Origin of the sequence: Pseudomonas sp. PAMC 26793, assembly GCF_000313235.1 — a bacterium.
Lineage (GTDB): Bacteria > Pseudomonadota > Gammaproteobacteria > Pseudomonadales > Pseudomonadaceae > Aquipseudomonas > Aquipseudomonas yamanorum.
This window is the reverse complement of the sequence record NZ_AMXG01000017.1, coordinates 42,305-66,851: the sequence shown is the minus strand read 5'-3', so window position 1 is coordinate 66,851 and position 24,547 is coordinate 42,305. Positions and strand designations below refer to the sequence as shown.

27 protein-coding genes are annotated in these 24,547 nt (G+C 60.6%); 14 read left to right on the top strand and 13 right to left on the bottom strand.

The genetic code is table 11. The annotated features are described in order from the left end of the window. Positions 1 to 105 precede the first annotated feature (105 nt). The 7 genes from D109_RS0105475 to D109_RS0105445 form a co-directional block, all read right to left on the bottom strand. A complete protein-coding gene (locus D109_RS0105475) occupies positions 106 to 1,473 on the bottom strand; it encodes a DUF1329 domain-containing protein (RefSeq protein ID WP_017476034.1) in 1,368 nt (455 codons plus the stop codon). A 26-nt stretch (positions 1,474 to 1,499) separates the two neighbouring features. Beyond that, positions 1,500 to 3,287: a DUF1302 domain-containing protein gene (locus D109_RS0105470; RefSeq protein WP_026077796.1), complete on the bottom strand. Its 1,788-nt coding sequence runs from the start codon at positions 3,285 to 3,287 to the stop codon at positions 1,500 to 1,502. A gap of 484 nt (positions 3,288 to 3,771) precedes the next feature. Then, on the bottom strand, positions 3,772 to 4,683 hold the full coding sequence (locus D109_RS0105465; RefSeq protein WP_017476032.1) for an SDR family oxidoreductase: 912 nt from the start codon (positions 4,681 to 4,683) through the stop codon (positions 3,772 to 3,774). Between the two features lie 960 nt (positions 4,684 to 5,643). Next, on the bottom strand, positions 5,644 to 6,546 hold the full coding sequence (locus D109_RS0105460) for an alpha/beta fold hydrolase (protein ID WP_017476031.1): 903 nt from the start codon (positions 6,544 to 6,546) through the stop codon (positions 5,644 to 5,646). Further along, entirely contained in the window at positions 6,546 to 7,328 is a 783-nt protein-coding gene (locus D109_RS0105455; protein ID WP_017476030.1) for a class II aldolase/adducin family protein, read from the bottom strand. Before D109_RS0105455 ends, D109_RS0105460 begins: the two co-directional genes overlap by 1 nt. Before the next feature lie 150 nt (positions 7,329 to 7,478). Then, positions 7,479 to 8,165, bottom strand: a complete 687-nt coding sequence (locus D109_RS0105450) for an LrgB family protein (protein ID WP_017476029.1) — start codon at positions 8,163 to 8,165, stop codon at positions 7,479 to 7,481. Next, positions 8,155 to 8,541, bottom strand: coding sequence for a CidA/LrgA family protein (locus D109_RS0105445; protein WP_017476028.1), 387 nt, complete (start codon positions 8,539 to 8,541; stop codon positions 8,155 to 8,157). The genes D109_RS0105450 and D109_RS0105445 overlap by 11 nt, the downstream gene beginning before the upstream one ends. A gap of 99 nt (positions 8,542 to 8,640) precedes the next feature. Here D109_RS0105445 and D109_RS0105440 point away from each other — a divergent pair, with 99 nt between their 5' ends. Further along, positions 8,641 to 9,537 (top strand): LysR family transcriptional regulator, encoded by an 897-nt coding sequence (locus tag D109_RS0105440; RefSeq protein ID WP_017476027.1) that lies wholly within the window; start codon positions 8,641 to 8,643, stop codon positions 9,535 to 9,537. On the opposite strand, the gene D109_RS0105435 is transcribed toward D109_RS0105440, so the two are convergent. Continuing rightward, positions 9,518 to 9,973 (bottom strand): flavodoxin, encoded by a 456-nt coding sequence (locus tag D109_RS0105435; protein ID WP_017476026.1) that lies wholly within the window; start codon positions 9,971 to 9,973, stop codon positions 9,518 to 9,520. The genes D109_RS0105440 and D109_RS0105435 overlap by 20 nt on opposite strands. A gap of 113 nt (positions 9,974 to 10,086) precedes the next feature. Here D109_RS0105435 and D109_RS0105430 point away from each other — a divergent pair, with 113 nt between their 5' ends. Next, positions 10,087 to 10,554, top strand: a complete 468-nt coding sequence (locus D109_RS0105430) for a PAS domain S-box protein (protein ID WP_017476025.1) — start codon at positions 10,087 to 10,089, stop codon at positions 10,552 to 10,554. Positions 10,555 to 10,612: 58 nt separating this feature from the next. After that, positions 10,613 to 11,218, top strand: coding sequence for a hypothetical protein (locus tag D109_RS0105425; protein ID WP_017476024.1), 606 nt, complete (start codon positions 10,613 to 10,615; stop codon positions 11,216 to 11,218). 2 nt (positions 11,219 to 11,220) lie between these two features. Here D109_RS0105425 and D109_RS0105420 read toward each other — a convergent pair whose 3' ends face one another. Beyond that, positions 11,221 to 12,177 carry a MerR family transcriptional regulator gene (locus tag D109_RS0105420; protein WP_026077795.1) on the bottom strand — a complete coding sequence of 319 codons (957 nt, stop codon included), beginning with the start codon at positions 12,175 to 12,177 and terminating at the stop codon, positions 11,221 to 11,223. A gap of 215 nt (positions 12,178 to 12,392) precedes the next feature. On the opposite strand from D109_RS0105420, the gene D109_RS0105415 reads away from it, so the two are divergent. The 6 genes from D109_RS0105415 to D109_RS0105390 are packed head-to-tail and all read left to right on the top strand — an operon-like array spanning position 12,393 to position 15,330. Then, positions 12,393 to 12,953 (top strand): antibiotic biosynthesis monooxygenase, encoded by a 561-nt coding sequence (locus D109_RS0105415; protein ID WP_017476022.1) that lies wholly within the window; start codon positions 12,393 to 12,395, stop codon positions 12,951 to 12,953. Between the two features lie 57 nt (positions 12,954 to 13,010). Beyond that, a complete protein-coding gene (folM, locus tag D109_RS0105410; protein ID WP_017476021.1) occupies positions 13,011 to 13,721 on the top strand; it encodes a dihydromonapterin reductase in 711 nt (236 codons plus the stop codon). 20 nt (positions 13,722 to 13,741) lie between these two features. Beyond that, positions 13,742 to 14,302, top strand: coding sequence for a GTP cyclohydrolase I FolE (folE, locus tag D109_RS0105405; protein WP_017476020.1), 561 nt, complete (start codon positions 13,742 to 13,744; stop codon positions 14,300 to 14,302). Between the two features lie 2 nt (positions 14,303 to 14,304). Next, on the top strand, positions 14,305 to 14,676 hold the full coding sequence (gene folX, locus D109_RS0105400; protein ID WP_003208474.1) for a dihydroneopterin triphosphate 2'-epimerase: 372 nt from the start codon (positions 14,305 to 14,307) through the stop codon (positions 14,674 to 14,676). A 23-nt stretch (positions 14,677 to 14,699) separates the two neighbouring features. Further along, complete coding sequence (locus D109_RS0105395; RefSeq protein ID WP_017476019.1) at positions 14,700 to 14,996, top strand: DUF1244 domain-containing protein; 297 nt, start codon at positions 14,700 to 14,702, stop codon at positions 14,994 to 14,996. After that, positions 14,989 to 15,330 carry a HopJ type III effector protein gene (locus D109_RS0105390; protein ID WP_017476018.1) on the top strand — a complete coding sequence of 114 codons (342 nt, stop codon included), beginning with the start codon at positions 14,989 to 14,991 and terminating at the stop codon, positions 15,328 to 15,330. Before D109_RS0105395 ends, D109_RS0105390 begins: the two co-directional genes overlap by 8 nt. A 182-nt stretch (positions 15,331 to 15,512) precedes the next feature. On the opposite strand, the gene trxB is transcribed toward D109_RS0105390, so the two are convergent. Beyond that, positions 15,513 to 16,475, bottom strand: a complete 963-nt coding sequence (gene trxB / locus D109_RS0105385) for a thioredoxin-disulfide reductase (RefSeq protein WP_017476017.1) — start codon at positions 16,473 to 16,475, stop codon at positions 15,513 to 15,515. Between the two features lie 293 nt (positions 16,476 to 16,768). Here trxB and cysZ point away from each other — a divergent pair, with 293 nt between their 5' ends. Continuing rightward, entirely contained in the window at positions 16,769 to 17,524 is a 756-nt protein-coding gene (gene cysZ / locus D109_RS0105380) for a sulfate transporter CysZ (RefSeq protein WP_017476016.1), read from the top strand. Positions 17,525 to 17,588: 64 nt separating this feature from the next. Then, positions 17,589 to 18,791 (top strand): glycosyltransferase family 1 protein, encoded by a 1,203-nt coding sequence (locus tag D109_RS0105375; protein ID WP_017476015.1) that lies wholly within the window; start codon positions 17,589 to 17,591, stop codon positions 18,789 to 18,791. On the opposite strand, the gene D109_RS0105370 is transcribed toward D109_RS0105375, so the two are convergent. The 3 genes from D109_RS0105370 to D109_RS0105360 form a co-directional block, all read right to left on the bottom strand. After that, positions 18,760 to 19,863 (bottom strand): NADH:flavin oxidoreductase, encoded by a 1,104-nt coding sequence (locus D109_RS0105370; protein ID WP_017476014.1) that lies wholly within the window; start codon positions 19,861 to 19,863, stop codon positions 18,760 to 18,762. The two genes, D109_RS0105375 and D109_RS0105370, sit on opposite strands and share 32 nt — an antisense overlap. Positions 19,864 to 20,059: 196 nt before the next feature. Continuing rightward, the gene (locus D109_RS0105365) at positions 20,060 to 20,542 is read right to left on the bottom strand and encodes a glutathione peroxidase (protein WP_017476013.1); all 483 of its coding nucleotides are present in this window, start codon (positions 20,540 to 20,542) and stop codon (positions 20,060 to 20,062) included. 130 nt (positions 20,543 to 20,672) lie between these two features. Further along, on the bottom strand, positions 20,673 to 21,158 hold the full coding sequence (locus D109_RS0105360) for a peptidylprolyl isomerase (RefSeq protein ID WP_017476012.1): 486 nt from the start codon (positions 21,156 to 21,158) through the stop codon (positions 20,673 to 20,675). On the opposite strand from D109_RS0105360, the gene D109_RS0105350 reads away from it, so the two are divergent. From D109_RS0105350 to D109_RS0105340, 3 genes are read left to right on the top strand one after another with little or no spacing between them, the layout of a single operon-like run. Next, entirely contained in the window at positions 21,127 to 21,465 is a 339-nt protein-coding gene (locus D109_RS0105350) for a DUF3565 domain-containing protein (RefSeq protein ID WP_026077794.1), read from the top strand. The genes D109_RS0105360 and D109_RS0105350 overlap by 32 nt on opposite strands. A gap of 60 nt (positions 21,466 to 21,525) precedes the next feature. Next, entirely contained in the window at positions 21,526 to 23,625 is a 2,100-nt protein-coding gene (pta, locus tag D109_RS0105345; RefSeq protein WP_017476010.1) for a phosphate acetyltransferase, read from the top strand. After that, positions 23,626 to 24,525: an acyltransferase gene (locus tag D109_RS0105340; protein ID WP_017476009.1), complete on the top strand. Its 900-nt coding sequence runs from the start codon at positions 23,626 to 23,628 to the stop codon at positions 24,523 to 24,525. Positions 24,526 to 24,547: the final 22 nt, after the last annotated feature.

The following is a 24,547-nucleotide window of genomic DNA, read 5'->3' as shown; positions in this document are numbered from 1 at the left end:
CGGGCTTGCTCGCGAAGGCGGAGTGTCAGTCACCGGATTATTGACTGATACACCGCTTTCGCGAGCAAGCCCGCTCCCACAGTTTGACCGTATTTCAATCAGGTTTTAGCGCACGCCTTCAGAGCGCAAGGCTGCTGGCGTGTAATCCGCCGCCTTGGCCGCAAAGCCGAACACAAAGCTGCTCTTTTCTTCGTTCTTCATCCCCAGGGCGATGTAGCGCCCGGCGATGATGTCGTACAGGGTTTCGACGGTGTAGGCCGGCACCTGGTGGTCGTAGTAGAACTGCGCGTGACCTTCAGCGACCCGCCACAGTTGGCCACGGCCGTCGTAGTGGTCCACCAGCGCCACTTGCCAGCTGTCTTCGTCGATGTACATGTGGCGCTTGGCGTAGATGTGCCGCTCGCTCGGCTTGACGGTGCCGATCACTTCCCAGACCCGGTGCAGCTCGTAGCGGGTCAAATCCTGGTTGATGTGGCCGGCCTTGATGATGTCGTCGTACTTGAGGGTCGGCGAATCGAGCTTGTAGCTGTTGTAGGGGATGTACATCTCCTTCTTGCCCACCAGCTTCCAGTCGTAGCGGTCCGGGGCGCCGGAGAACATGTCGAAGTTATCCGAGGTGCGCAGGCCGTCGGCGGCGGTGCCCGGCCCGTCGTAGGCCACTTGCGGCGCACGGCGTACCCGGCGCTGGCCGGCGTTGTAGACCCAGGCCAGCCGCGGCTCCTTCACCTGGTCGAGGGTTTCGTGCACCAGCAGCACGTTGCCGGCCAGGCGCGCCGGGGCGGTCACCGACTGCTTGAAGAAGGTCAGCACGTTGGCGCCCTTGACCGGGTCCATGTCCGGGATCAGTTGCGGCACGGCCACTTCTTCTTCGAAGCGGATCGGTGTGTAGCTGCCGTTGGTCTGCGGCGTGGCCTGGGTGATGATGCGGCGCAGGTTGCCGCCGTGGTAACGGGTGATGTGGTTCCACAGCACTTCCACGCCGTTCTTCGGAATCGGGAAGGCGTAGTAGCGGTTGCCGGTGAAGTTCTCCAGGCCATTGCCGTCGTTGATCGCATGCACGTTCAGCGCGCTGCGCTTGATCGACTCGTAGATCTCCGGTGGCAGGTTGACCGTGCGGTGGGTCGGATACACAGGGATCTTGTAGGTTTGCGGGTAGCGCTTGAACATCGCCACCTGGCCTTCGGACAGTTTGTCCTTGTACTTGTCGACCGTGGCGGCAGTGATCACGAACAGCGGTTTCTCACTGGCAAACGGGTCGGCGAGGAAGCCTTTGCTGTCCACCGCCCCGGCGTTTTTCGGGATGCCACCGGTCCATGCCGGGATCGAACCGTCGGCGTTGCCGGCCTTCTCGGCGCCCACCGGGGTCAGGGTGGTGCCGAGCTTGGCCGCTTCTTCCGGCGACACCGCGGCCATCACGTTGGCCGCCAACAGGCTCAGGGCCAACACGCCGCATTGCAGAATCATCTTGCGCATAGTCTCTTGTCCTTACTTAAGCCAAATCAGAAGTTCACGCCAAAGCTGAGGGCGATGAAGTCGCGGTCGGTGAGGGTGTTGTAGTCACCGCCAAAAAAGTCGGTGTAGCTCAGGCTCGCGGTGTAGGTGTTGCGGTAGTCCGCATCCACGCCGACGCTGATGGCCTTGGCACCTTCGTTGAACAGGCCGTTGGGGCCATATCCGCTGACATCCTGGGACCACGACACGTTGGGCTTGAGGTTGACCCCGGCGAACACGTTGTTGTAATCGAGGATGGCCCGGGCGCGATAACCCCAGGAGTTGGCCGTGACAAAACCGTCGGTGTCGCCACCGAAGCCGTATTGGCCGTAGACCGAGTCACGGCCGTAACGCAGCTTGGATTTCGCCTCCAGCCCGCCCACATGCACGAAGGCCGCTTCGCCCACCAGGGTCAGGCGTTCGGCGCCAAGCACCTGGTCGAAGAACTGGGTCATGGTGCTCTGGATCTGGGTGATTTCCTTGCGGCGGTAGCCGGAGTTGTCGCCGCCGAACGTACTTCTGATCGGTGAGGCGGTTGGGGACAACGGCGTCACCAGGGCCAGGGTCAGGTCAGTGGTGTTCAGTTGTACCGGAGCATTGGGGCGATAACTGATCTCGCCAGTCCATGCGGTGCCGGTCGGCAAGGTGGTGGAGAAACTGGCGCCGAACAGGCGGATATTTTCCGGGTAGTCGAGGTAGTACTGGCCGTTGCCGAGCAGCGCGCTGGTGGCCACGCCGACGCCATTGCCTGGGGCAAGTGCGTTGCCGGTATTGATGATTCTGCCAAGCGTCGCCAGGTTGGTGTTTGCGGTGATGGTGCCCACCGTCGGCGTGCGGCTGTGGTAGTTCATGAAGTACAAGCCGTACTCGGTGTCATCCCCCAGCCAGCGCAAGGCTGCGCCAAACTGGCCGCCATCACGGGCTTCACGATCCGGCGCACGCTGCACCACTACGCCTTCTTTCGTGACCTGGAAGCCTTGGCCAAACGCCGCCGCCACTGGTTGCAACGGCGCAATCGCCGGGCTGCCGACGGTGTAGTTACTGTTACAGCCGTGGGCCACCACGTCGTTGCCGAAGAAAGTGCCGCAGTTGTCCACCACGGTGTTTTCCCAGTTCAGCTGGTAGAAACCTTCCACGCTGAGTTGGTTGGTGAGGCTTTGGGAAGCGAACACCATGTTGACCGGAATCAGGCCTTCCTTGATCTCGGCACCGGGCCGGCGGAACGCGGAAACGTCGATGGGGTTGATGCTGTTGATGGAATTGCCGATGAATGTACTTTCACCCCAACTGACCACCTGCTTGCCGACGCGCACGTTGCCCGGCAAATCGCCGATGGAGTAGTTGTGATAGACGAAGGCATCGAGTAACTCGTAGCCGGAAGAGCGCGCACCTTCGTCGCGGTGGTTATTGCTGATCTGCTTGAATTCGCGGTCTTCGTCCTGCAGTTCGAAGTCGTACCAGTACTTGCCGCGCACGAACACGCCGCTGTCGCCGTACTTGAGCTCCAGGTCGTGGATGCCCTTGAAGATCTTGGAGAAGGTCTCGCCCTTCTTGAAGTTCAGGCGGCCGTCATCGCCGGTGGACGCCTGGCCGGTGCCGCCGTTGGGAATACCCACCAGCTTCTTGTCGGCGTCACGCATGCCCCAGCTGGCACCGACCGACAGCGAGGAATCGAATTGCCCTTCGATCTCGCCGATGTTGAACGAAACAGCCTGCGCCTGGGCACAGCAACCCAAAGCAACCGCAGCGGCCAGCGCCTGTGGCCTGAAGATGGCGCGCATTGTTGTTCTTGTCATGCGTCTTCCCCGGTGGTGTGACAGAAGGCCCCACCCTACTGCCCGCGATCAGGAGCGATAAGCGCACCAAGGAGGTATTCGTATTGTCGCTCGAAAGGATGAAGGGGCGCTCTGGCCGAGGTATTGGCGAGGGTATGGACGAGATGGATGAAGGATTATCAGGAGGATGGATGGGACCTTCTCGCCACTGTTGCCGGTTTGGTAACAGTCCTTGTCTCGAATCGCTATTTTTCATTTTGTAACAAAAGCCTATTCTTGCTTGGCTTTCAGGGCAAACCGCCCGCTTCCAGAACCTGGAAGAACAGCAAGTTTTTATGGATTGATCAATACTTTCAATCTGTTACCGGTGTTCACTGACGTTGATTTATTGCTCCTTGATCAAACGTCTTACTTCAGCCGCTGCCTTTGCAGCGGCTTTTTTTATGCCTGAAATAAACCGGGGCGCCATGGCGCCCCGGTTGATTAAAACTTTTTCATGCAACGATCACAGGCTGTATTTCTGCAGATTGGCCATCATCTCCTTCAAGGCTTCGATGTTGTCCTTGGGGTGAACGGCCCCGTCGAAATCGCAGATTTGCTGCCAATGGGCGGCGACGTCATCCGGCGAGAAACCGGCCTCAGGGTCGAACCCAACACCCAGGCTGCGTTCCCAGCGGGTCTTGCCGATCCAGCCACCGCCCACCTCGAATAGCCCGGAGGTTTCCTGGCACGCCTCGCTGCCCAGGTACACCACCAATGGGCTGACCAGTTCCGGCTTGAGGCGTTCGAAGACTTGCGGCGGGATCAGGCCTTCGGTCATGCGTGTGCCGCCGGTGGGTGCGATGGCGTTGACCAGGATGTTGTTCTTGCGGCCTTCCAGCGCCAGGGTGCGGGTCAAGCCGTACAGGCCGAGCTTGGCCATGCCGTAGTTGGACTGGCCGAAGTTGCCGTAGATGCCTGAGGTGGAGGCGGTGAAGATCACCCGGCCGTAGGCTTGTTCGCGCAGGTGGGGCCAGGCGGCGCGGGTGACTTTGTAGGCGCCTTCGACGTGCACGCGGTAGACCAGGTCCCAGTCGCTGTCTTCCATTTTGTGGAAGGTTTTGTCCCGCAGGATGCCGGCGTTGTTGACGACGACGTCGATGCGGCCGAAGGCGTCCAGGGCGTTCTGGACGATCTTGTCACCATCGGTGACGGAGTCGTGGTTGGCTTCGGCGATACCGCCGGCCTCGCGGATTTCGGCCACGACGCGGTCGGCCGCCGAGGCGTTGGCGCCTTCGCCCTGGGTTGAGCCGCCAAGATCGTTGACCAGCACTTTGGCGCCGTGTTTGGCGAACAGCAGTGCGTGGGCGCGACCTAATCCGCCGCCGGCACCGGTGACGATCACGACCTTGTCTTGGAACTGCACAGGCTCACTCATTGGGGACTCCAGGGGCGGTTAGGGGTGGATGGGTTGAGTGTCAGGCACGGGGCTTGTGGTCACAATAAATACGGTTGGGGGTGAATGGTGCGCGATAAGGCTGGGGGATGATTGGCGGGGCCTCGGGGGTGAGTACATATCCGTTATTTAGGTAACGGCCACTTAGGGTTCCGCCCTTACGGCGGCTCACTTTTGAAAAGCGCAAAAGTAAGCAAAACGCTCTTGCCCCACCACTCGGCTCCTCGCCTAGGCTCGGAGTGCCCTCACTCCGGCTTTGGACCGTGGGCCGCCGCGATGGGCCATCCTTGGCCCAGCGCGGCTAACCCGGCGTCCTGCCGGGTTACCCACGCTCCAAAGCCTGCGTTCGGCCAGCGTGGTTTAACGGGGCGCCTAAGATCAAAATCAAAAGCAGATCAAGAGCACAGCGGCCTACCGGCCGGCTTGAGTGTTGAAGAGCAAAAGCCAAATCAAAATCTAAAGCGGGCACGGTCCAAAAAATGTGGGAGCGGGCTTGCTCGCGAAGGTCGTTAACGATGACGCGGGCATTCTGGATGATCGCGGCGCTCTCAGGTTTTTCGCGAGCAAGCCCGCTCCCACAGAAAAGCAGCTCTGTTTTCGCTCTGGATCTTGCCTCTGCTTTTAACACTCAAGCCGGCCGGGACCCCCGGTGTGCTTTTGCTTTTGATCTTGATCTGACTGCCCTAATAAGCCCGAGGCCGAACGCAGGCAGTGCGGAGCGGGTAAACCGGCAGGACGCCGGTTTAGCCGCGCCGGGCCATGGATGGCCCGTCGCGGCGGCCCGCGGAGCAATGCCGGAGTGAGGGAACGCCGAGCCTAGGCGAGGCGCCGACAGGCGGGGCAGAGCCCTTTGCTTACTTTGGGGCTTTTCCAAAGTGAGCCGCTGTAAGAGCGGAACCATAAGCCGCCGTTACCTAAATAACGGATATGTACTCAACCCAATCAAGAATAAGCCACCCGAGAAGCCCCCACCCCAAGCCCCTCCCGAAACGCCAAATAATGCTTCAACACCTGCACCGGCGCCTCAATCTGCGGATAGTGCCCAATATTCGCCAGCAACACCGTATCCGCATGCGGCACCAGTTCACGATAGCGCTGAACCATATGCCCCCCAGAAATCGGATCAACCTCCCCATCAATCACCCGCAACGGCACCTCCCCCCGCTGCATCGCTGCCACCCAGCGGTCCCGCTGCCGCCGACGCTGAGGAATATACGCAATCAACTTGTGCAAAATCCGCGGCCCATCCTGGCTCTCGATCAAGCTCCAGAAATCATCCAGCGCACTCTCACTGGGCCGGGTCGAAGGCCCAAAAATCTGCCCGAAACTGTTGGCCAGTGCATTACGCCCAAACGCCCGTCCGATCATCCACCCCAACGGGCTCAGCAACAGCTTCTGAACCAACGCCGGACGATGCGTCTCCGGAAACAACCCACCGTTGAGAAACACGCCACTGGCCATCTGAAAGCGCCCCTCGTAATGCCGCGCCAACAGCTCCTGCGCAACACTGTCACCGTAATCATGAGCCAACACATGCACCGGCTGCTGCACCCAAAGATGCTCCAGCAAAGCCTGCTGCAAATCCGCCTGCTCCAGCAGGCAATAGGTGTGATCCAGCGGCTTGGCCGAATCGCCAAACCCCAGCATGTCGCAAGCAATCACCTGATAGCGCTGGGCCAACGGCTGCCAGAGGTAATGCCAGTCCCAACTGGCGGTGGGAAAACCATGGATCAGCAGCAACGGTTCGCCCTGCCCCGCCACCCAGTACCGAATGGTGCGGCCGCGAAACTCGAAGCTCTGGGCGCGCTGGCGCCAGATGCGCAGCGGGATCTCGGCGAGTGGCATCAGCTTTTATACCCGGGGTCGAGTGCATCCAGTTTGCGCAGCAACGCCGGCCACGCCAGCGCGCCGCCCATGCCTTGGGCGCTTTTGGTGACCCCGGCGATCATCGCCCGGGCACCGGCCAATATCTGTGGTGCAATCGTGATCAATTCTGCGCCACCGTTCTGCGCCATTACCTGGATATCGCAGGTGCGCTGGAAGATGAACATCATCAGGAACGTATCGGCGATGCTCCCACCACAAGTCAGCAAACCGTGGTTGTGCAGCATCAGGAAATTGTTTTCGCCAAGGTCAGCCTGCAAACGGGCTTTTTCCTCGTGGTTCAGCGCCACCCCTTCGTAGGCGTGGTAGGCCAGGCTGGCCAGCACAAACAAGGATTGCTGGCTGATGGGCAACACGCCTTGCTTCTGCGCGGAAACGGCGATGCCGGAAGCGGTGTGGGTGTGCAGCACGCAGACCACGTCGTGGCGAACTTCGTGTACCGCGCTGTGGATGGTATAGCCCGCCGGGTTGACCTCGTACGGGCTGTCCATCAGCTTGTTGCCGGCCTGGTCGACCTTCACCAGACTCGACGCGGTGATCTCGTGGAACATCAGCCCATAAGGGTTGATCAGGAAGTCTTCGGTGCCCGGCACCTTGGCCGAGATATGGGTGAAGATCAGGTCATCCCAACCGTGCATCGCTACCAGCCGATAGCAGGCGGCGAGGTCGACGCGGGTCTGCCATTCGGCGGCGCTGACCTGATCTTTTACGCTGTGTGTCGATTGAACAGTGGCTAGGCTCACGGCAATGACCTCCTTGGCGCGTTTTCTTATTATTTTTTTGAGTGAAGGGCCAGTCTAGTCAGACGCCGAGGCTGCCGTAGTTGCATTGGCAGCCACCTTGATGACCGAGCGGGTCAGTCCTGAGAATAGTTCGAATTTGCTCAATGCGTGTCAGAGAAGCGACGCCAATAAAGGCGCGGCAAACAGGTTGAGCAACCCGGTCAGCACCATCACCAGGCCCGCCACCGAGCCCTCCTCGCCGCCCACTTCATGGGCCCGGCTGACACCCGCACCATGAGCGCCCACGCCGAACAACGCACCACGAGCCAATGGCGTGCGCAACGGCAACCACTTGAGCAGCACACCGCCGAGCATGGCGCCGAACACGCCGGTAAACATGACGAATACGGCCGTCAGTTCCGGCACGCCACCCAAGTCGGATGACACCGGCATGGCGAACGGCGTGGTGATCGAACGGGGCACCAACGACATCGTCACCGAGCTGTCGAGAGCGAGGGCCTTGGCCAGGCCATAGGAAGTGGCGATGGACGCTGCGCTGCCCGCTACCATCCCCAGCAACAACGCTGACCAATGGCGCATCAGTAGCTGGCGCTGTTGCCAGATCGGAATGGCGAACGCCACGGTCACCGGACCCAGCACCAGCATCAGCCAGTGGGTATCGGTGGAATATTCGGCATAGGCGGTTTTCATCGGAACCGCCACCGCCAGTAACAGTGCAGGCACCAGGATCAGCGGCGACAGCAGGTAACGCCCGGTGCGCCGGTAGATCCAGCGGCTGAATCCGTAGGCACCCAGGGTCAGCGCCAGCCAGAACATAGGCATCAGCTCAAGCTTCATGGCGCAACTTCCAGCGGCAGACGAATTCCACGGTAAACGCCGTCACCAGCATGACCGACAAGGTGCTGAAACCGATCACCAACAGGATCCTCCAGCCGTCGTGTTTTACCAGGCCGCCGTAGTCCAAGAGGCTCATCAACGCAGGAATGAAGAACAGCAGCATCTCCGCCATCAACACACCGGCGCCCAATTGCAAGGCTGCCGGCTTGACCAGGCCAGTGGCGAAGGTCAGCAGCAACAGGCCCAGGCCGACCACACCACCGGGAATAGGCCAGCTCAGCCAGGCCGCCAGTTGGCAGCCCAGAAAGTAAATGGCCAGCAGGATGATCAGTTCAGCCAGCAACCGACCGACGAATTTGAAGGTTAAACGTTTCATGAGCTTTGGGTCCTCCCAGGGCGCCCATTTTAAAGAGGCCCCTGGCATCCCCACAGCGAATTGTTAGACTGCAATCTATTCCAAACTGGAATCAGGCGAATGGAATTCAAACAGCTGCGCAGTTTTGTCGAAGTAATCCACCGGGGCGGTTTTACCCAAGCCGGCAAAACCCTGCACATCAGCCAGTCCGCGGTCAGCAAGCAGGTGGCACAACTGGAGCAAAGCCTGGGCACGCCGCTGCTGGATCGCCTGGGTTCGCAGATTCGTCTGACGGCGGCTGGCCAAGTGGTGTTGCAGCGGGCAGAGGCGATGCTGCGCCAGCAAGCCGAGCTGCTCAGTGAGCTGGACGACTTGAATCAACTGACCCGTGGCGAACTGCGCATGGGCTTGCCGCAGTTGGGCGGTGACACGCTGTTTGCCGGCTTGTTTGCCGAGTACCGACGGCGTTATCCGAATGTCACCATTCAGTTGCTGGAAGGCGGCAGCCGCAGTATCGAGCAGGCGATTTTGAGTGGAGAACTGGAGGTGGGCGGCAGTCTGATGCCCAACGATCCGGCATTCGCCTGGCAGGCATTCTGCGATGAGCCACTGGACGCCCTGCTGCCCATGGACCATCCGTTGGCCGATAACGCGCAGATCCGCCTGGAAGAACTGGCTGATACGCCGTTCCTGATGTACCAGCGCAGTTTTGTGTTGAACGACCGCCTGCTCCAGGCCTGTCAGCAACTGGGCTTTACCCCGAAAGAAAGCGGGCGCAGCGGCCAGGCGGATTTCCTCGCGGCCCTGGTGGCCGCCGGCCAAGGCGTGGTGTTGCTGCCCAGCGTAGTAGCCCGGGGCCTGGTGCGACCCGGGGTGGTGCGCCTGACGCTCAAGGCGCCGGAATACCTGCGCTGGGACATTGCCTTTATCTGGCGTGAGGGCGCCTATCTGTCGAAAGCCGCCCAGGCCTGGCTCGCGTTGTTGCGCGAGTTTCCGGTCAACCGCGCAGTGCAGTAACCAACTCGGCCAGCCACGGCTCGGCGTCGGCTTCCGGGGTCACACTTTCGCTGGCGTCCAGGCGCAGCATCGGCAGCACTTCGTGCACGCCCAACTCGGCAAACAGCTCGCGCATTTGCTCGCCGCCGCCGCAGAAGGTGTCGCCATAACTGGCGTCGCCCAGGCCGATCACCGCGCCCGGCAGGCCGCGCCAGGCAGCCGGCAGTTGGTCGCGAATGGTCGAATACAGCGGTTGCAGGTTATCGGGCAATTCGCCCATGCCGGTGGTGGAGGTCACGGCTAAAAAGGCCTCGGGGGCAAAACCCTGCACATCGGCCAGGGTGGCGCGCGGGTTGTGCCAGGCGTCGAAACCCGCAGCGTTGAGGAGGCTTGCAGCGTGCCGGGCGACTTCTTCAGCCGTGCCGTACACCGAGCCGGAAAGGATGGCGACTTTCATCAATCTGATCCTGTAGCTGACTAAAAGCCTGGGATATTAACAGCTAGGGCAAGTGGACAGGCTGCTGGCATGCCTTAAACTGCAAATCCCCGAGCCAAGCCCTGGACCGCTCAATGATTAACGCCAAGCTGATGCAACTGGTGATCAACGCTTCCAACGACGGCATCGTTATCGCCGAGCGCGAAGGCAAGGATATGCCACTGATTTACGTAAACCCGGCGTTCGAGCGCATGACCGGCTACACCCTCGACGAAATCCTCTATCAGGATTGCCGCTTCCTGCAAGCGGGTGACCGTGACCAGCAGGCGCTGACGGCGATTCGCGAAGCCTTGGAGAGTGGCGGCTCCTGTCGGGAAATCCTGCGCAATTTCCGCAAGGACGGCACGCATTTCTGGAACGAGCTGTCGTTATCGACGGTTTACAACCCGGCCGACAAGCAGACTTACGTTGTCGGCGTGCAGAAGGATGTGACCGTTCAGGTCAAGGCCCAGCAGCGTGTCGCGCAACTGGAAGCCCAATTGGCGGACCTCAAGGCGCAGCTTGCGGCACTCAAGACGACGAGCGGATCTAACAAAAACTAGAAAACGCGGTCTTTAGAGAGATAATGGCGTTTTAATACCTCTTCTTTGAGCAAGATCAATGCAACGCGACGCGCTTCTGACGCAGGACGAGCTGGATTTTATTCAGACCATGCACCACAACCCGCAACTCAACGTGCGGGATGCGTCGTCGAGCCTGACGGTTAACGGCGGTGCGCAGATTCGTGATTTGCTCACCCGACTGGCCGCCCATGACCATGTCACCCTCCAGGCACAATTCGATAACCAGCAAATGACCTTTCCGCTGCAATTGGTGGAAGACGAGTTTCATGCCGTGCATTTGCGCCTGGGAGTACCGAGTATTTTCGAAGACGGGCCGATGATTCGCCCGTGGCGCCTGGCGCTTGAAGAGCCGGTGCCGTTGGAAAATATCAAGGGCCAGCCGGGTGCACTCTGGGTGCATGAGGTGTCGTTCAAAGGGTTGCTGGTGGAAATTCGCGGGCGGATCAAGGCGCCAAAAACCTTTTCCCTGTGGTTCAGTCCGTCCGGGTACGAGCGCATCTCGGTGCGGGGCACCCTGGAGCGGGAAACGTCCCGAGGGTTGTTCGCCTATCGCCTAAACCAGAGTGATGTGGATGAAACCGAGCGCCTGCGCCAGTTTATCCTGCAGCAACACCGCCTGTTCCACCCCGAAGTCCACGCCTGAAGTCAGGTATCCAGGCTGCCGCGCAGAAACTGCTGCAAGCGGCGCTGCATCAATCGCCCTTCATTACCCAGGCAGCCGACGGGCGAACCCTTCAGTTGCTCCTGGGCCAATTCCGCCGCATCGCCGGCCAGCAAAAGCGGGCAGTCGATGGTCAAGGCCAGCCTCTCGAGGCGCCGGGGCAACTCGCTGGTGGGCGAGTGATTGGAGAACACCACAAGGGCTTGTGGCTTGGTTTTTTCACAGATAAGCGTCAATTCATCGATCGGTTGGCCCACGCTCAGGACCTTGACCGCCAACTCGTCGCTGCTCAGCAGCAAACCTGCGACCAACAGTTCAAGCTCTCGGCATTCTCCGGCGATCGCGGCCAGTAGTACCCGGGGCGCCGGGGAGGCGCAGCCTATTTGCAGGCGTTTCCAGGTACGGCTGCGCAAGAATCCATCAAAAAACAGCCATTCGCTGGTTTGGCCAAAGAGTCCCTGGTGACGCAGTAACTGTTGCCAGAGGGGCATCAGGATGTCCTGGAAAACCACCGCGACCGGGTAAGCCGCGAAAATCTGGCCATACAACCGGTCCAGTTGCCGGTCGTCGAAGGCACCGATGGCCGTTCGCAATTGCTGCTGCCACTGGCTCCATTCATGCTCAGCGCCTGCTGGCGTAACCGCCGCAACATCGGCTTGCTGATCATCCCGGGCGAGGATTTTCCCGACTTTGCTCACTGCCACGCCACGCTCGATCCAATCGAGAATGCGATGAACGGTCTCTATATCCGTGCGTGAATACAGGCGATGCCCGCTTTCGGTGCGAACCGGCTGGATCAGTCCATAACGACGCTCCCAGGCACGCAGGGTGACAGGGTTGATGCCTGTCAATCTGGCCACTTCACGAATCGGGAACAGCTCATCGGAATCGGCAGAGTTGCCAAGGGCGATATCGGGGCATGGAGCAGTCATTACAGACATCAGGGCACTAATATACTGTGAGGAACTTGGATCCCATTTAACGCCGATACGACTGTCCGTTTCAAGGTCTTAGGCCAGCCGACCAATGTCGCTGGTGTATTTCTTCAAAACAGGAATAATCCTTGCCTGTTTTTTCAACGTGGCTGCTTACCCCGCAGCTTCGTTCGTGCGCCACCTACCCGGTTCAGCGCACCCGATCCTTATGGAGATACACAATGTCTACCTCCCCCGTCACCCTGATGGTTGCGCGCCGCGTGGCCAAGGGTCGTTACGAAGAGTTGATGGCCTGGCTGCGCGAAGGCGAGCAATTGGCCACGGACTTTCCCGGTTACCTGGGCTCCGGCGTGCTTGCACCGCCGCCCAACGATGATGAGTTCCAGATTATTTTCCGCTTCGCCGACGAAAAAACCCTGCATGCCTGGGAGTTTTCCGCATCCCGTGGTGCATGGCTCGGGCGCGGCAGTGAGCTGTTTGCGGCGCCGTCGGAGCATCGCGTACGCGGTATCGACGGCTGGTTTGGCGCCGCCGCCGCACGTCCGCCGCGCTGGAAGCAGGCCGTGGCCATCTGGCTGGCGTTTTTCCCGGTGTCGCTGCTGTTCAACTTCGGCCTTGAGCCGCTGCTCAGCGAGTTGGGCTTGTTGAGCCGTGTGCTGGTCAGCACCCTCGCGCTGACGCCGCTGATGGTTTACTTCTTTATCCCGTTGTCGACCCACCTGCTGGCCGGCTGGCTGCATCCAGCCCCGGTTCGGGTAAAGGCCACCGAAGCCACCGTTTGAGTACAAGGGAGGCCGCGCGCTGGTATAGTTTTAACCTGCCAGCGACGCGAGCTTCCCATGTCTTCAACTCCCGCCCCGATCCTGATCACCGGTGCCGGCCAGCGTGTCGGCCTGCATTGCGCCCTGCGCCTGTTGGACGAAGGGCAGCCGGTGATTTTCAGTTACCGCAGCGAACGTCCCGGCGTGCAGACCCTGCGCGAGCGCGGTGCGATTGGCGTGTTTGCCGACTTTTCCTGCGAAGCGGGCATTCTCGCCTTCATCGACGAGCTTAAGGCACACACCCAGAGCCTGCGAGCGATCATCCACAATGCGTCGGCCTGGGAGGCGGAAACGCCCGGCGACGAGAGCCGCGCGTTTGCCGACATGTTCAGCGTGCACATGCTTGCGCCGTACCTGATCAACCTGCATTGTGCTTACCTGCTGCAACGCTCCACGCCTGCGGATATCGTGCACATCAGCGATGACGTAACCCGCAAGGGCAGCCGCCAGCACATTGCCTACTGCGCCACCAAGGCCGGGCTCGACAGCCTGACCTTATCGTTTGCCGCACAACTTGCACCAACGATCAAGGTGAACGGCATTGCCCCGGCAATGGTGATGTTCAACGAGGACGACGGCGCGGCCTACCGCGCCAAGGTCCTGGCCAAGGCGGCACTGGGCATCGAACCCGGCCCCGAGGTGATTTACCAGAGCGTGCGTTACCTGCTGGATAACCCGTATGTCACCGGTACCACCCTGACCGTCAACGGCGGGCGGCATATCAAATAAGCCGTTTGCGAGGATGTTGTATGACCTTATCCCTGCCCCACCACTACCGCGAGATCCTCAAGGGCCTGGGTGAAGACCCCGAGCGCGAAGGTTTGATCGACACGCCAAAGCGCGCTGCCAAAGCCATGCAGTATTTGTGTCATGGGTACGAGCAGAACCTGGAGGAAATCGTCAACGGTGCGCTGTTCGCTTCCGACAACGACGAGATGGTGATCCTCAAGGACATCGAGCTGTATTCGTTGTGCGAGCATCACCTGCTGCCCTTTATCGGCAAGGCCCATGTGGCCTATATTCCGACCGGCAAGGTCCTTGGCCTGTCGAAGCTGGCGCGCATCGTCGACATGTTCGCCAGGCGCCTGCAGATCCAGGAGAACCTCACACGGGAAATCGCCGACGCCATCCAGCAAGTCACCCAGGCATCCGGTGTGGCGGTGGTGATCGAAGCCAAGCACATGTGCATGATGATGCGCGGTGTCGAAAAACAGAATTCAACCATGAACACCTCGGTGATGCTCGGCGCCTTCCGCGAGTCGAACACCACGCGCATGGAGTTCCTGCAACTGATTGGACGGAGCAAGTAGCAATGCCACAACTTCAGCCAGGCATGGCGCGCATCCGGGTCAAAGACCTGTGCCTGCGCACGTTTATCGGAATCAACGAGGATGAAATCCTCAACAAGCAGGATGTGTTGATCAACCTGACCATCCTGTATGCCGCCCAGGAAGCCGTACGCGACAACGACATCGACCACGCGCTGAACTACCGCACCATCACCAAGGCGATCATCGCCCATGTGGAAGGCAACCGCTTTGCCCTGCTGGAGCGCCTGACCCAGGAGATCCTCGACCTGGTGATGAGCAATACGTCGGTGCTGTACGCCGAAGTCGAAGTCGACAAACCCCATGCGTTGCGTTTTGCCGAATCGGTGTCGATCACCCTGGCGGCCAGTCGCTAACCCTTACCTTTGCAGTGAGTACCATGAACGATCAACAACGCCTCGAACTCGAAGCCGCCGCCTTCCGCCGGCTGGTGGCCCACCTGGACAGCCGCAAGGATGTGCAGAACATCGACCTGATGAACCTCTCGGGCTTCTGCCGCAACTGCTTGTCCAAGTGGTACAAGGCCGAGGCCGACGAGCGCCAGATCGAGCTGAGCCTCGATGACGCCCGTGAAGTGGTGTACGGCATGCCGTACGCCGAGTGGAAAGCCCAATACCAGCAAGAAGCCAGTGCCGAACAGCAAGCGGCATTCGCCAAAGGAAAAGCCCATGACTGACCTGAACACCCTGCGCGCCAGCCTCACCAGCGGCGAACATGTTTTTGCCGATACCCTGGCGTTCGTTGCCGCCGGTTACGACTACCAGCCACAAGCGTTCACCAATGGCAGCGTGGAAAACGCCGCCGGGCAGAACGAAGGTTCGTGCAAGACCCTGGGCCTGGCGTTGCTGGAAGGCTTTAGCGACCAGGAAGCGCTGTTGGCGTTTGGCGAGCATTACCGTTCGGTACTGGCCACGCCTGAGGGCAGTGACCATGGCAACATTCGTGCGCTGATCGAGCATGGGTTGGCGGGTGTGAAGTTCACCGCACAGCCACTGACTCGCAAATCCTGAGTCAGGCATAGATCAAAATGTGGGAGCGGGCTTGCTCGCGAATGCGGTGTATCAGTCACCCGATGCATTGACTGACACCCTGCATTCGCGAGCAAGCCCGCTCCCACATTTGAGCTGCGGTGTTGCATAAATCGCAGACGTAAAAAAACCGGCCTCGCAGCCGGTTTTTCTGTTTCAGCGGTTTAGAACGCAGCGTCCTTCAAACCGTCGAGGTAACGCTCGGCATCCAGTGCCGCCATGCAGCCAGCGCCGGCGGAGGTGATCGCCTGGCGGTAGACGTGGTCGGCCACGTCACCGGCAGCGAAGATGCCTTCGATGTTGGTGGCCGTCGCATTGCCTTCACGGCCGCCCTGCACGATCAGGTAACCGTCTTTGGCATCCAGCACGCCTTCGAACAACGAGGTGTTCGGGGTGTGGCCGATGGCGATGAACACGCCGTCGACTTTCAGTTCGTCGAAGCTGCCGTCGTTGTTCTTCAGGCGAGCACCGGTCACGCCCATGTTGTCGCCCAGGACTTCGTCCAGGGTGGCATTGAGCTTGAGGATGATCTTGCCTTCGGCAACGCGGGCATGCAGCTTGTCGATCAGGATCTTCTCGGCGCGGAAGGTCTCGCGGCGGTGAACCAGGGTCACGGTGCTGGCGATGTTGGCCAGGTACAGCGCCTCTTCCACTGCAGTGTTGCCGCCACCGACCACAGCGACCGGCTTGTTGCGGTAGAAGAAGCCGTCACAGGTCGCACAGGCGGAAACGCCCTTGCCCATGAACGCTTCTTCCGACGGCAGGCCCAGGTAACGAGCGCTGGCGCCGGTGGCGATGATCAGCGCGTCACAGGTGTACACGCCGCTGTCGCCGGTCAGGCTGTAAGGCTTCTTGGAGAAATCGACCTTGTTGATGTGATCGAACACGATTTCGGTTTCGAAACGCTCGGCGTGTTCTTTCATGCGTTCCATCAGTACCGGGCCGGTCAGGCCGTGGACGTCGCCCGGCCAGTTGTCGACTTCGGTGGTGGTGATCAACTGACCGCCCGCTTGCATGCCGGTGATCAGCAGCGGCTTGAGGTTGGCCCGGGCAGCGTAGACGGCAGCGCTGTAACCGGCAGGGCCGGAACCGAGAATAATCACTCGCGAATGACGGGTATCAGACATGACTCACTCCTATCGACCGCCCGGACTACAGAACGGCTGGAATAAAAAAGGACCGCGAAGCACTTGGGGAAGGCTTTAACTCGCAGATCCTGAAAATAATGGGTGCAGCGTATAGAGGGAGGCAAGATTAAGGAAATACGGAATAACAATCCAGCTCATAGGTGGTCTCTATCCCGTGCCCTCTATTAATCGACACCTTTGTTACCGTTAATGTCGCGAGGCGGGCCGTGCTTTCCCGGTACTCCCAAAGCCGGTAAGGTCGGCGCGTTCGCCCCCATTGCCCGGAGTTATCCATGCCCGCCCCCGTTCTTTCAGGCCCACAATACCTGCGCGAAGGCCTCAAACTGGTACTCAGCCCCGGCTTGCGCCTGTTCGTGCTGCTGCCGCTGGCGATCAACCTGATCCTGTTCGTCGGATTGATCTACTTCGCCGGCCATCAGTTCAGCCTGTGGGTCGACACACTCATGCCGACATTGCCGAGCTGGCTGAGCTTTCTCAATTACCTGTTGTGGCCTTTATTCGTGGTGCTGGTGGTGCTGATGGTGTTTTTCACCTTCACCATGCTCGCCAACATCATCGCCGCGCCGTTCAACGGCTTCCTGTCGGAAAAGGTCGAAGTGGTGGTGCGCGGCACCGATGATTTCCCGGCGTTCAGCTGGGGCGAACTCGCGGCCATGGTCCCGCGCACCCTGGCCCGGGAAATGCGCAAACTGGGCTACTTCCTGCCCCGGGCCATTGGCCTGTTTATCCTGTCGTTTATCCCGGTGGTTAACCTGGTGGCCGCGCCGCTGTGGCTGCTGTTCGGCGTGTGGATGATGGCGATCCAGTACATCGACTACCCGGCGGACAACCACAAGCTGGGCTGGAACGAAATGCTCGCCTGGCTGCGCCAGAAGCGCTGGCAGAGCATGAGTTTTGGCGGGATCGTTTACCTGGTGCTGCTGGTGCCGGTGGTGAACCTGCTGATGATGCCGGCGGCGGTCGCTGGGGCGACGTTGTTCTGGGTGCGTGAACAGGGCGCCGAGGCCATGGCCGTTAAAAAGGCCTGAGCCGTCACAAATCCATCATCCAAAAGACACAATGACGACATGGCCCACGCCGAGACTGTGGGTCATGACGACAGCTTCGCTCCACATCACCCTGATCACCGAAACCTTCCCGCCTGAGATCAACGGGGTGGCCAATACCCTTGGCCGCCTGTGTGACGGTTTGCGCGCACGCGGGCATCAAGTTGAATTGGTTCGCCCGCGCCAAGGCAGCGACCAGAGCCGGCCCAGTGACGATGGCCTGATGCTGTGCCGCGGCTGGCCGTTGCCGGGTTATCCGGGGCTGCAATGGGGCCAGTCGTCGATGCACAAATTGCTGCGGCGCTGGACCCGCCAGCGCCCGGATGTGCTGTATATCGCCACTGAAGGGCCGCTGGGCTTGTCGGCGTTACGTGCGGCGCGGCGCCTGGGGATCAGCGTGGTGAGTGGCTTCCATACCAATTTCCAGCAGTACTCCAACCAGTACGGCCTGGGTATGTTGAGCCGGATGCTGACCCACTATCTGCGCTGGTTCCATAACCGCTCGACCTTGACCCTGGTGCCCAGTGCCAGCCAGCGCCTGGAGCTGGAGCGCCGCCATTTCGAGCGCCTGGGCATGCTCGCCCGCGGTGTCGACAGCCAGCTGTTTCATCCGGCCAAGCGCGACAATGCGCTGCGTGAAAGCTGGGCATTGAACAGTGACCAGATCGCGGTGCTGCACGTGGGCCGTCTGGCCCAGGAGAAAAACCTCGGGCTGCTCAAGCGCTGCTTTGAAACGCTGCAGGATACCTATCCACTGCGCCAGATGAAACTGATCATCGTCGGCGATGGGCCACAACGGGCGATGCTGGAAAAGGAACTGCCGGAGGCGATTTTCTGCGGCACCCTGCGCGGAGAAGAACTGGCCCGGCACTATGCGTCCGGGGATCTGTTCCTGTTTCCCAGCCTCACTGAAACCTTCGGCAACGTGGTGCTGGAAGCCATGGCTTCAGGGTTGGGTGTAGTGGCATACGACCAGGCGGCCGCAACCCAGCATATTCGCCATGGCTACAGCGGTGTGCTGGCGATGCCGGGGGATGAGGAGGCGTTTTGCGATGCCGCCAATTGGCTGCTGGAAGAGCGGGAAAGTCTAAGGCGGGTGCGGCTCAATGCCCGGCAACACGCCAGCCGTCAGGGTTGGCCAGCGATTATCGAGCAGTTTGAGCGGCAGTTACGCGGGGTATGCGAGGACGAGCAACCGGTGCCCGCCCTGTCGCCCCTTACACCAACGTCGTCAACGCCTCACGACTGAACGGCAGGATATCGCCTTCACGGCCTTCGCGAACCTTCAGTGCCCAATCCGGATCCACCAGCAGTGCGCGGCCGACGGCGACCAGGTCGAACTCGTCGTTGTTCAGGCGCTGCAGCAGGTTTTCCAGGCTGGCCGGTTGCGCGACCTTGTCGGTGTTGACCATGAACTGCAGGAACTCGCCGTCCAGGCCGACGCTGCCCACGGTGATGGTTGGCTTGCCGGTGAGCTTGCGGGTCCAGCCGGCCAGGTTCAGCTCGGAGCCTTCGAATTCCGGCTCCCAGAAACGGCGAGTGGAGCAGTGGAAAATATCCACGCCGGCGTCAGACAGCGGCTTGAGGAACTCACCCAGCGCTTCCGGGGTTTGCACCAGGCGCGCGGTGTAGTCCTGCTGCTTCCACTGGGAGAAGCGCAAGATGATCGGGAAGTCCGGGCCTACGGCGGCGCGGATGGCCTGGATCAATTCGATGGCGAAACGCGAACGGTTAGCCAGGCTGCCGCCGTATTCGTCGGTGCGCTGGTTGGTGCCTTCCCAGAAGAACTGGTCCACCAGGTAGCCATGAGCGCCGTGGATTTCCACGCCATCCATGCCGATGCTCTGGGCATCCTTGGCGGCTTGGGCGAACGCGGCGATCACGTCCTTGATGTCTTGCACGGTCATACCATGGACGACGACGTTGCCGTCCTTGAGTTTTTCAGTCGGACCATAGGCCGGCACGCTGGCATCCGGCTCGGTGCCGATGCGTCGTACGCTGCCCACATGCCACAGTTGCGGGACGATCTTGCCGCCTTCGGCGTGTACCGCGTCGACCACTTTCTTCCAGCCGGCCAGGGCCGCCTCACCGTAGAAATGCGGGACGTTCGGGTAGCCATTGGACGCCGGGTGACCGACCACGGTGCCTTCGGTGATGATCAGGCCCACACCCGCAGCGGCGCGGCGGCGGTAGTACTCGATGACTTTGGCGTTAGGCACGCCGCCTGGGGAGAACGAACGGGTCATCGGCGCCATCACTACGCGGGTCGGCAGTTGCAGTGCGCCGAGCTGGAACGGTTTGAACAAGGCTTGGACAGGCATGGGAGCACTCCATCAGAAAGGAATTTATGATGTGGATAATATGGAGTGGGCAGCGTGTTGGGTAGCACTATTGATTGGGGTGATTAAGGGGTAAAAGCGGGAGGGCATGGGGCTGCTTCGCAGCCCAGCGGGAGCAAGCTCCCTCGCCACAGCAAGCTCCCTTGCCACGGAAGCTCGCTCGATAATGCTGAAAGTATCAGCTCAAGGCTTTTTCGATCGCCTGAATAATGGAGGGGTCATCAGGCGGTGTACGCGGCGAGAAACGCGCCAGGACCCGACCATCCTTACCCAGCAGGAATTTTTCGAAGTTCCAGGTGATGTCCCCGGGAAACTCGGCGCCCTCGCCCGCCAGCAATCGATACAGCTGGTGGCGATCGTGGCCGTTCACCTCGAGCTTGCTGCCCAGAGGAAAGGTCACGCCGTAATTGAGGCTGCAGAACGCCTGGATTTCTTCTTCAGTGCCCGGCTCCTGCCCGGCAAATTGATTGCACGGCAGCCCGAGTACGGTGAAACCCTGGCTTTTGTATTGCTGATAGAGGTTTTCCAGCGCGGCGTACTGTGGTGTCAAACCACATTTGGAGGCGACGTTGACCACCAGCACGACTTGCCCCTTGAAGGGCGCCAGAGGCAGCTCCTGACCATCCAGGGCTTTGAGTTTAAGGTCGTGGAAAGCACTCATGACGAACTCCAGATATCCCATGTTCTTGTAACGGCCACTCGAGATTACAGCCGCCAAGTCGGCAAGAATAGCCGCCAAATGAAAAAGGCGCCCGAAGGCGCCTTTTTCCAACTGACAGAGCGTCGCTCAATCAATGGTGGTGACCACCTTCGCCGTGCACGTGGCCGTGAGCCACTTCTTCCTGGGAAGCGTCACGGATAGCGACGATCTTCACCTGGAAGTTCAGGCGCTGGCCTGCCAGCGGGTGGTTGCCGTCGACGGTCACGTCGTCGCCGTCCAGGTCACGGATGGTGACGATCTGCATCTGGCCGTCCGGAGCGGAAGCGTGGAACTGCATGCCCACTTCCAGCTCGTCGACGCCTTCGAACATGCTGCGGCTCAGGGTGCTGACCAGTTCGGCAGAGTATTCGCCGTAGGCATCTTCGGGTTCTACGGCAACGGTCAGTTCGTCACCGACCTCTTTGCCTTCCAGGGCCTTTTCCAGGCCCGGGATGATGTTACCTGCACCTTGCAGGTAGACCAGCGGCGCGCCGCCGGCAGAACTGTCGATGACCTCACCAGCGTCGTTGGTCAGGGTATAGTCAATGGAGACAGCCTTATTGGCGGCGATCGGCATGGGGCGAGACCTTTTGCAGAAGAATGAAGAACGGACAAGTCTAAACAAGGATTTGCCCGAAAGCGAACACAACCCGGACGGACGGGGTCGAACAACTGACCCGACGGTCGTCGGATTTCACCAGGACGAAGACCGGCACTGGGTCGTCGAGCTTTCCTGCGGCCACACCCAGCACCTGCGCCACCAGCCACCCTGGCAATCCCGGGCCTGGGTCACGGACCCGGCGCAACGCCTTGAAAAAATAGACAAGCCCTTTACGTGCGGCTGGTGTGCGCAAGGCTCAGATAAAGATAACCTTGGCGCCTGATTCCCGGTAGGCAGCCAGCCATAGGCCGCCACCGAAGCCATGCACCTCCAGAGAATTCGCATGCAGACTTTTTTTATCGCGCCCACCGATTTTGGTGTGGGTCTGACCTCCATCAGCCTTGGGCTGGTGCGTACCCTTGAACGGGCCGGGCTGAAAGTCGGCTTCTTCAAACCGATTGCCCAGCCGCACCCCGGCGACACCGGCCCCGAGCGCTCCACCGAACTGGTGGCCCGCACCCACGGCCTGAAACCACCCCAACCCTTGGGCCTGGCCCACGTGGAGCGGATGCTCGGCGACGGCCAGCTGGATGAGCTGCTGGAAGAAATCATCACCCTTTACCAGCAAGCCGCCGTGGGCAAGGACGTGTTGATCGTCGAAGGCATGGTGCCGACCCGCAGCGCCAGCTATGCGGCCCGGGTCAACCTGCACCTGGCCAAGAGCCTGGACGCCGAGGTGATCTTGGTCTCGGCTCCGGAAAACGAAGTGCTCACCGAACTCTCCGGCCGCGTGGAATTGCAGGCCCAGCTGTTCGGCGGCCCGAAAGATCCAAAAGTGTTGGGCGTGATCCTCAACAAGGTGCGCACCGACGAAAGCATGGAGGCGTTCTCGGCACGGCTCAAAGAGCATTCGCCGTTGTTGCGCAGCGGCGATTTCCGTCTGTTGGGCTGCATCCCGTACCAGCCAGAACTCAACGCCCCGCGCACCCGCGACGTGGCCGACCTGATGGGCGCGCAGATCCTCAACGCCGGTGACTACGAAACCCGGCGCATGACCAAAATCATCATCTGCGCCCGTACCATGCGTAACACCGTGGAGCTGCTCAAGCCCGGCGTGCTGGTAGTGACCCCCGGCGACCGCGACGACATCATCCTCGCCGTCAGCCTGGCCGCCATCAACGGCGTGCCGTTGGCCGGCCTGTTGCTGACCAGCGACACCCTGCCCGACCCTCGAATCATGGACCTGTGCCGGGGCGCGTTCCAGGCCGGTTTGCCGGTGTTGTCGGTGAGCACCGGCTCCTACGACACCGCCAACCAGCTCAACAGCCTGAACAAGGAAATCCCGATTGATGACCGCGAACGTGCGGAGATCATCACCGATTTCGTCGCCAGCCACCTCGACGCACGCTGGCTGCACCAACGCTGCGGCACGCCGCGGGAGATGCGCTTGTCGCCCGCTGTATTCCGTTATCAACTGATCCAGCGCGCCCAGGCCGCCAACAAGCGCATCGTTTTGCCGGAAGGCAGCGAGCCGCTGACCGTACAGGCTGCCGCCATCTGCCAGGCGCGCGGGATTGCCCGTTGCGTACTGCTGGCCAAGCCGGCGGACGTGGAAGCGGTGGCCCGCGCCCATGGGATCGAGCTGCCCGAAGGCCTGGAGATTCTCGACCCCGACCTGATTCGCCAGCGCTACGTGGAGCCAATGGTGGCCCTGCGCAAAACCAAAAGCCTCAACGCACCAATGGCCGAGCAGCAGCTGGAAGACACCGTGGTGATCGCCACCATGATGCTCGCCCTGGATGAAGTCGACGGCCTGGTCTCCGGCGTCATCCACTCCACTGCCAATACCATTCGCCCGGCCTTGCAACTGATCAAGACCGCGCCGGGGTGCACCCTGGTCTCGTCGGTGTTCTTCATGCTGTTCCCCGAGCAAGTGCTGGTGTACGGCGACTGCGTGATGAACCCGCACCCAAGCGCCGCCGAACTGGCGGAAATCGCCCTGCAAAGCGCCGACTCGGCTGCCGCATTCGGGATCACGCCACGGGTGGCGATGATCAGTTATTCCAGTGGTGATTCCGCCACGGGCGAAGAAGTCGAGAAAGTCCGCGAAGCCACCCTGCTGGCCCACGAAGCCCAAAGCTCACTGCTGATCGACGGCCCGTTGCAGTACGACGCCGCGGCCAACGAAACCGTGGCCCGGCAACTGGCGCCCAACAGCCTGGTGGCGGGCAAGGCCACGGTGTTCGTGTTCCCCGACCTGAACACCGGCAACACCACCCACAAGGCCGTGCAACGCAGCGCCGATTGCGTGAGCCTGGGGCCTATGCTGCAAGGCCTGCGCAAACCGGTGAACGACCTGCCCCGTGGGGCGCAGGTGGACGACATCGTGTACACCATCGCATTGACCGCGATTCAAGCCGCCAACCGACCTATGGATGTCTAAATGCTGGATTTTCTACCTGCCGCCGTGCGCGGGGTGATCGCCTCGCTGTTGCTGGCGTTGAACACGATCCTGCTGTGCTCGTTCCTGTTTATCGTGGCGCTGTTCAAGGCGTTGCCGTTTGCCAAGCGCTTCAGTGAATGGCTGATGAACCAGACTCACGAGGCCTGGATCAGCAACAACAAAGCCTGGATGAACCTGGTGTGTCGCACCCGCTGGCACTTGAAGGGCCTGGAAGGCCTCGACTATGAACACTCGTACCTGGTGACCAGTAACCACCAGAGCTGGGTCGATATCATGGTGCTGCAATACGTGCTCAACCGGCGTATTCGCCCGCTGAAGTTCTTCCTCAAGCAAGAGCTGATCTGGGTCCCGGTGATCGGCCTGGCGTGGTGGACACTGGGCTTCCCGTTCATGAAGCGCTACACCAAGGCGTACCTGGAAAAACACCCGGAGAAGAAAGGCAAGGACCTGGAAACCACCCGCAAGACCTGCGCGAAGTTTCGCCACAACCCGGTGGGCATTTTCAACTTTGCCGAAGGCACACGGTTTACCCCCGGCAAGCATGCGCAGCAGAAATCACCGTTTCGTTATCTGCTCAAGCCCAAGGCCGGTGGTATCGCGTTTGTGCTGGATGCCATGGGTGAACAGCTGAAGTCGCTGGTGAACGTGACCATTCACTATCCGGGTGGACGCCCCGGTTATTGGGACTTGCTGTGCGGGAATGTGAAGGACGTGGTCGTGCAGTTTGAAGAGGTGCAGATTCCGGCCGAGTTTATCGGCAAGAATTATGAGCAGGATGGGGAGTATCGGTTGGCGTTCCAGGGGTGGATCAACCGGCTGTGGGAAGAGAAGGATGTGTTGCTCGCCAAATTGCACACAGATTATCCCGCCAGTCACTGATCAAAATGTGGGAGCGGGCTTG

What these genes read in the sequence shown, in the direction of transcription:
- D109_RS0105475 (WP_017476034.1), bottom strand. Translation starts at nt 1,473, where the DNA reads ATGCGCAAGATGATTCTGCAATGCGGCGTGTTGGCCCTGAGCCTGTTG.
- D109_RS0105470 (WP_026077796.1), bottom strand. Translation starts at nt 3,287, where the DNA reads ATGACAAGAACAACAATGCGCGCCATCTTCAGGCCACAGGCGCTGGCC.
- D109_RS0105465 (WP_017476032.1), bottom strand. Translation starts at nt 4,683, where the DNA reads ATGAGTGAGCCTGTGCAGTTCCAAGACAAGGTCGTGATCGTCACCGGT.
- D109_RS0105460 (WP_017476031.1), bottom strand. Translation starts at nt 6,546, where the DNA reads ATGCCACTCGCCGAGATCCCGCTGCGCATCTGGCGCCAGCGCGCCCAG.
- D109_RS0105450 (WP_017476029.1), bottom strand. Translation starts at nt 8,165, where the DNA reads ATGAAGCTTGAGCTGATGCCTATGTTCTGGCTGGCGCTGACCCTGGGT.
- D109_RS0105445 (WP_017476028.1), bottom strand. Translation starts at nt 8,541, where the DNA reads ATGAAACGTTTAACCTTCAAATTCGTCGGTCGGTTGCTGGCTGAACTG.
- D109_RS0105440 (WP_017476027.1), top strand. Translation starts at nt 8,641, where the DNA reads ATGGAATTCAAACAGCTGCGCAGTTTTGTCGAAGTAATCCACCGGGGC.
- D109_RS0105435 (WP_017476026.1), bottom strand. Translation starts at nt 9,973, where the DNA reads ATGAAAGTCGCCATCCTTTCCGGCTCGGTGTACGGCACGGCTGAAGAA.
- D109_RS0105430 (WP_017476025.1), top strand. Translation starts at nt 10,087, where the DNA reads ATGATTAACGCCAAGCTGATGCAACTGGTGATCAACGCTTCCAACGAC.
- D109_RS0105425 (WP_017476024.1), top strand. Translation starts at nt 10,613, where the DNA reads ATGCAACGCGACGCGCTTCTGACGCAGGACGAGCTGGATTTTATTCAG.
- D109_RS0105420 (WP_026077795.1), bottom strand. Translation starts at nt 12,177, where the DNA reads ATGTCTGTAATGACTGCTCCATGCCCCGATATCGCCCTTGGCAACTCT.
- D109_RS0105415 (WP_017476022.1), top strand. Translation starts at nt 12,393, where the DNA reads ATGTCTACCTCCCCCGTCACCCTGATGGTTGCGCGCCGCGTGGCCAAG.
- folM (WP_017476021.1), top strand. Translation starts at nt 13,011, where the DNA reads ATGTCTTCAACTCCCGCCCCGATCCTGATCACCGGTGCCGGCCAGCGT.
- folE (WP_017476020.1), top strand. Translation starts at nt 13,742, where the DNA reads ATGACCTTATCCCTGCCCCACCACTACCGCGAGATCCTCAAGGGCCTG.
- folX (WP_003208474.1), top strand. Translation starts at nt 14,305, where the DNA reads ATGCCACAACTTCAGCCAGGCATGGCGCGCATCCGGGTCAAAGACCTG.
- D109_RS0105395 (WP_017476019.1), top strand. Translation starts at nt 14,700, where the DNA reads ATGAACGATCAACAACGCCTCGAACTCGAAGCCGCCGCCTTCCGCCGG.
- D109_RS0105390 (WP_017476018.1), top strand. Translation starts at nt 14,989, where the DNA reads ATGACTGACCTGAACACCCTGCGCGCCAGCCTCACCAGCGGCGAACAT.
- trxB (WP_017476017.1), bottom strand. Translation starts at nt 16,475, where the DNA reads ATGTCTGATACCCGTCATTCGCGAGTGATTATTCTCGGTTCCGGCCCT.
- cysZ (WP_017476016.1), top strand. Translation starts at nt 16,769, where the DNA reads ATGCCCGCCCCCGTTCTTTCAGGCCCACAATACCTGCGCGAAGGCCTC.
- D109_RS0105375 (WP_017476015.1), top strand. Translation starts at nt 17,589, where the DNA reads ATGACGACAGCTTCGCTCCACATCACCCTGATCACCGAAACCTTCCCG.
- D109_RS0105370 (WP_017476014.1), bottom strand. Translation starts at nt 19,863, where the DNA reads ATGCCTGTCCAAGCCTTGTTCAAACCGTTCCAGCTCGGCGCACTGCAA.
- D109_RS0105365 (WP_017476013.1), bottom strand. Translation starts at nt 20,542, where the DNA reads ATGAGTGCTTTCCACGACCTTAAACTCAAAGCCCTGGATGGTCAGGAG.
- D109_RS0105350 (WP_026077794.1), top strand. Translation starts at nt 21,127, where the DNA reads ATGGAGACAGCCTTATTGGCGGCGATCGGCATGGGGCGAGACCTTTTG.
- D109_RS0105360 (WP_017476012.1), bottom strand. Translation starts at nt 21,158, where the DNA reads ATGCCGATCGCCGCCAATAAGGCTGTCTCCATTGACTATACCCTGACC.
- pta (WP_017476010.1), top strand. Translation starts at nt 21,526, where the DNA reads ATGCAGACTTTTTTTATCGCGCCCACCGATTTTGGTGTGGGTCTGACC.
- D109_RS0105340 (WP_017476009.1), top strand. Translation starts at nt 23,626, where the DNA reads ATGCTGGATTTTCTACCTGCCGCCGTGCGCGGGGTGATCGCCTCGCTG.